The sequence below is a fragment of the Mesorhizobium sp. M1143 genome (genome assembly GCF_040318435.1).
Lineage (GTDB): Bacteria > Pseudomonadota > Alphaproteobacteria > Rhizobiales > Rhizobiaceae > Mesorhizobium.
The window spans coordinates 1-3,183 of the sequence record NZ_JAMYMJ010000135.1 but is presented as its reverse complement, the minus strand read 5'-3'; the positions used below and the strand labels follow the sequence as shown (position 1 = coordinate 3,183).

General features: G+C 60.2%; 4 protein-coding genes and 2 pseudogenes. 2 read left to right on the top strand and 4 right to left on the bottom strand.

Annotation, left to right across the window (positions count from 1 at the left end; translation table 11 throughout):
• The 3 genes and pseudogenes from NKH35_RS31205 to queC all read right to left on the bottom strand — a co-directional run.
• Positions 1-179: pseudogene (locus NKH35_RS31205) on the bottom strand (7-carboxy-7-deazaguanine synthase QueE); the annotation flags it as partial.
• Entirely contained in the window at positions 98-454 is a 357-nt protein-coding gene (queD, locus tag NKH35_RS31200; protein ID WP_023673552.1) for a 6-carboxytetrahydropterin synthase QueD, read from the bottom strand. The pseudogene NKH35_RS31205 and the gene queD, both read right to left, overlap by 82 nt.
• Entirely contained in the window at positions 454-1,152 is a 699-nt protein-coding gene (gene queC, locus NKH35_RS31195) for a 7-cyano-7-deazaguanine synthase QueC (protein ID WP_023697800.1), read from the bottom strand. The genes queD and queC overlap by 1 nt, the downstream gene beginning before the upstream one ends.
• 561 nt (positions 1,153-1,713) lie before the next feature.
• Here queC and NKH35_RS31190 point away from each other — a divergent pair.
• The gene (locus NKH35_RS31190) at positions 1,714-2,103 is read left to right on the top strand and encodes a hypothetical protein (RefSeq protein WP_023833214.1); all 390 of its coding nucleotides are present in this window, start codon (positions 1,714-1,716) and stop codon (positions 2,101-2,103) included.
• Between the two features lie 56 nt (positions 2,104-2,159).
• A complete protein-coding gene (locus NKH35_RS31185) occupies positions 2,160-2,324 on the top strand; it encodes a hypothetical protein (protein ID WP_352917517.1) in 165 nt (54 codons plus the stop codon).
• 186 nt (positions 2,325-2,510) lie between these two features.
• Here NKH35_RS31185 and NKH35_RS31180 read toward each other — a convergent pair.
• Positions 2,511-3,183 (bottom strand): annotated as a pseudogene (locus tag NKH35_RS31180) (transposase); the annotation flags it as partial.

Genomic DNA, 3,183 nt, shown 5'->3' with positions numbered 1-3,183 from the left:
GTTCTGACGAAGATCGTCGGCAAACCTATGAGCACGCCCTCGCCCTGGATCGTCGGCCCGAAAATCTCGCTAACGCGGATTGCGGGATGAGTATTCGTCATGGCCGGTATTCCGCCCAGGTTTTCGGCGTTTCGCTCACCCGCACGGCCGCGGTTTCGCTCAGACGTGCCTTGCACCAGTCGTAGAAATGTCTGGCCAGATATTCCGCCGTGACTTGCTCGTGTCCCAGCACGTCGTTGAGATGCCGGTGGTCGAAGCTCTCGTCGATGTAGCGTTTGAATGGCGCCAAGTCGTGGTAGTCGCGCACGAAGCCGTGATCGTCCAGTCCATCCGCTGAAAGCTCCACTTCGACGATGTAGTTATGTCCGTGCAGGCGCGCGCATTGGTGATCGGGTGGCAATGAGGTGAGCTGATGCGAGGCTGAGAAGTGGAATTCCTTGGTGATGCGGAACATTACGCGGTGGTCCTTCGCAGCGCTCCGAGCCAGAAGTCGGAGTCCTCATACTCGGTTGGGTCCGGGTGCCCAGCGATGTGAAACGCCTCACGCCGCTCGACGCAGGTCCCGCACCTCCCGCAATGACGCTCGGCGCCCTTGTAACAGGACCAGGTCTGCGCAAACGGCGTGCCGTATGTGGCTCCATCCGTAACAATGTCCGCCTTCGTCAGGTTCACATAGGGTGCATAAAGGCGAATCTGCGCGTAGCCGTCGAGCGCGTGGTCCTGCATCATCTGGAAAGCGTCGATGAAGGCCGGACGGCAATCGGGATAGACAACGTGATCCCCACCATGCACGGCCGTCGCCACTGCGTCAGCGTCTTGCGCTGCGGCGAGGCCGAAGGCAATGGCCAACATGATGGCGTTCCGGTTGGGCACCACCGTTATCTTCATCGTGTCTTCGGCATAGTGCCCGTCGGGCACGTCCACATTGTCGGTCAGCGCGGAGCCGGAAAGGTCGCCGCCGATCTCGTGGATATCGATGATTCGCTGCGGGACACTCAGGCGCTCCGCGCAAAGGGTGGCGAAGCCCAATTCCTTCCTATGCCGTTGGCCGTAATCGAACGATAGCAGGCCGGTCAGCTGGTGCTCCGCTGCCACCTTGTGGGCAAGAGTAACGGAATCCAATCCGCCGGAGCAGACGACGAGAGTCTTCATCGTTGGGTCCTTGTTTTAACCGGGTAGGCTGCGACCGGAGATTTCTCTGCGCTCCAGTACTTCAGGAAAACCATTTTGTGAAGTGAACGGAGACCAATTCGTGCGCTTGCGTGCGATGCGCAAAAAGCCATCGCGGTGAGCTGCAAGGACACGGACTGGCGAGACGTCACCCTTCAGCGGAATGCTCAAAGTCGAACGCTTCTCGGGGACAAAGTTCTCGACGAGCAGAGCCTGTCGGTCCCGAGCGCCGAGCGACGCCATTGCAACGGTTTCGGAGTACAAAGCCGAGATGGGCTTGCCGCAAACAGCTCACTTACCAGGGATGTTCAGCGATGCCGAAATCCAGATATCGGGGTGGATTATGAGATCAATTGTCGCGACAGCTTTGGCTGGCCTGCTCCTCGCGCTTCGTAGATGCAGCGCATTCCACGTCAGGATCATTTTGATGAGCACGCCCTCAATGGATAACCGGCGAACCCTGAATAACCGGTCGTGAGCCGACATCTGTGAACAAGCGGTGTGGTCGATTGCAATCACCCATGTCTTGCGCACAGGTACCTTATGGCAGTGGATGAACTGAACTTGATGGTTTTACAGATGGCAGTCGAAAGCGTCCGCTCGCTCTCGTTGAGCTTCGCTGAAAAAGCCGCCGAGATAGCCACCAGGAGCCGCGGCAGCCTGCTTTTCAACGTGCGGATCGACGGTGACGCGCAGGTCCAGCGGGTCGCAGCCATCCGATATCACGGCGGCCAATTCGGCGTGCTGGCGTTAGACGGACACGGCCTAGTTACCCACTATTGCATCGTTAACGGTATGTTCTCACATTACATTGCGGCCTTGGAGAGCTGGCACAGGATGCCCCTGTCGATGCAGGCCAAGATGGATGCCAACGGCAATGCCCGTCTCTTCGTAGAGGCGTTGCGGGATGCCGGACATATGCTGGGCACCTAGCATTTGGCCAGAGTGCATCTCTGAATTTGCAAGTGCATCACTGCGATGGCGCCGGCATGATCGTCATGCTCGAAAAGGGCTGCGGCGGCCGCGGCAAAGCGGTCGCCGCGCTGATGGTGTCAACGGCGTTGCATCGATGCGAGCGTTTAGAACAGAGGTCTCCTCCTGGCATCGAGCGTATGCAAGGAGCTACGCAAGCGCAAATGTATCAAGTATTTTGAAGGGACGACCCCTCATGCATACTTAGCTGCGATGCTCGGGCGGCATAAGCCTCGTTGCCATCTAGCCGCCTTGATGCACGGCGATAAGCTTTTGACGGCCTGAAGCGACGCTGTGGTCGCCGTTGCGGTGCTTTTCCACGCGCCTCGTCAGGCGCCGGGATTGCTCCGGCGTGATGGCAGGCGGGGGACGAAGCGGATATCGCCACCGTGGGCGCCGACCTCGACCCGCGCGATGATGCGCTCGACGCGGCTCCAACTAGCGGCGCCGTCAACGAACTTCTTGAACCTGCGGACCTTGCCTGTCTTGGCCGACGCTTCGAAGCGCGCGGTCGTGCTGGCCTCCAGATCCGCGACATGCTTGTGCAGGGTCGTGGTGGGCGCGAGGCCAAAGATGAAGTCGACGTCGTTGGCGCGGCACCAGTCGATGACCTGCGGGTTGCAATAAGGGCTATCGCCGCGGAGCAGGATTCGAATGTTCGGCCAGTTGATCTGGATCGCCCGCACCAGACGGCGCAGGTGGGGGCGGATCTCAGCCCCACTCGGCCGCTTGGCCGGTCGCAGGATCGCGCTGACGAACCGTCCCGCACCATCGAACACGACGATCGGCTGGAAGCCGTACTCGTCATGGTGGGCATTGAACAGGCGAAGCTGTTGGCCTCCGTGCACAGCGTCGAAGGTGTCGTCAATGTCGAGTACGATCCGCTTCGGCACTTGCCGGAACGAGGCGCAATAGAGATCGACCATCGCCCGCCCCATCGCGACCAGCTCCCGCACCCCGGGTAGGTTCTCCAGCCGGCACAGCGTCGATTGCGACGCCAGATCCCGACCCGACGGCAGCGCATCCTGGGCCATCTTGAAG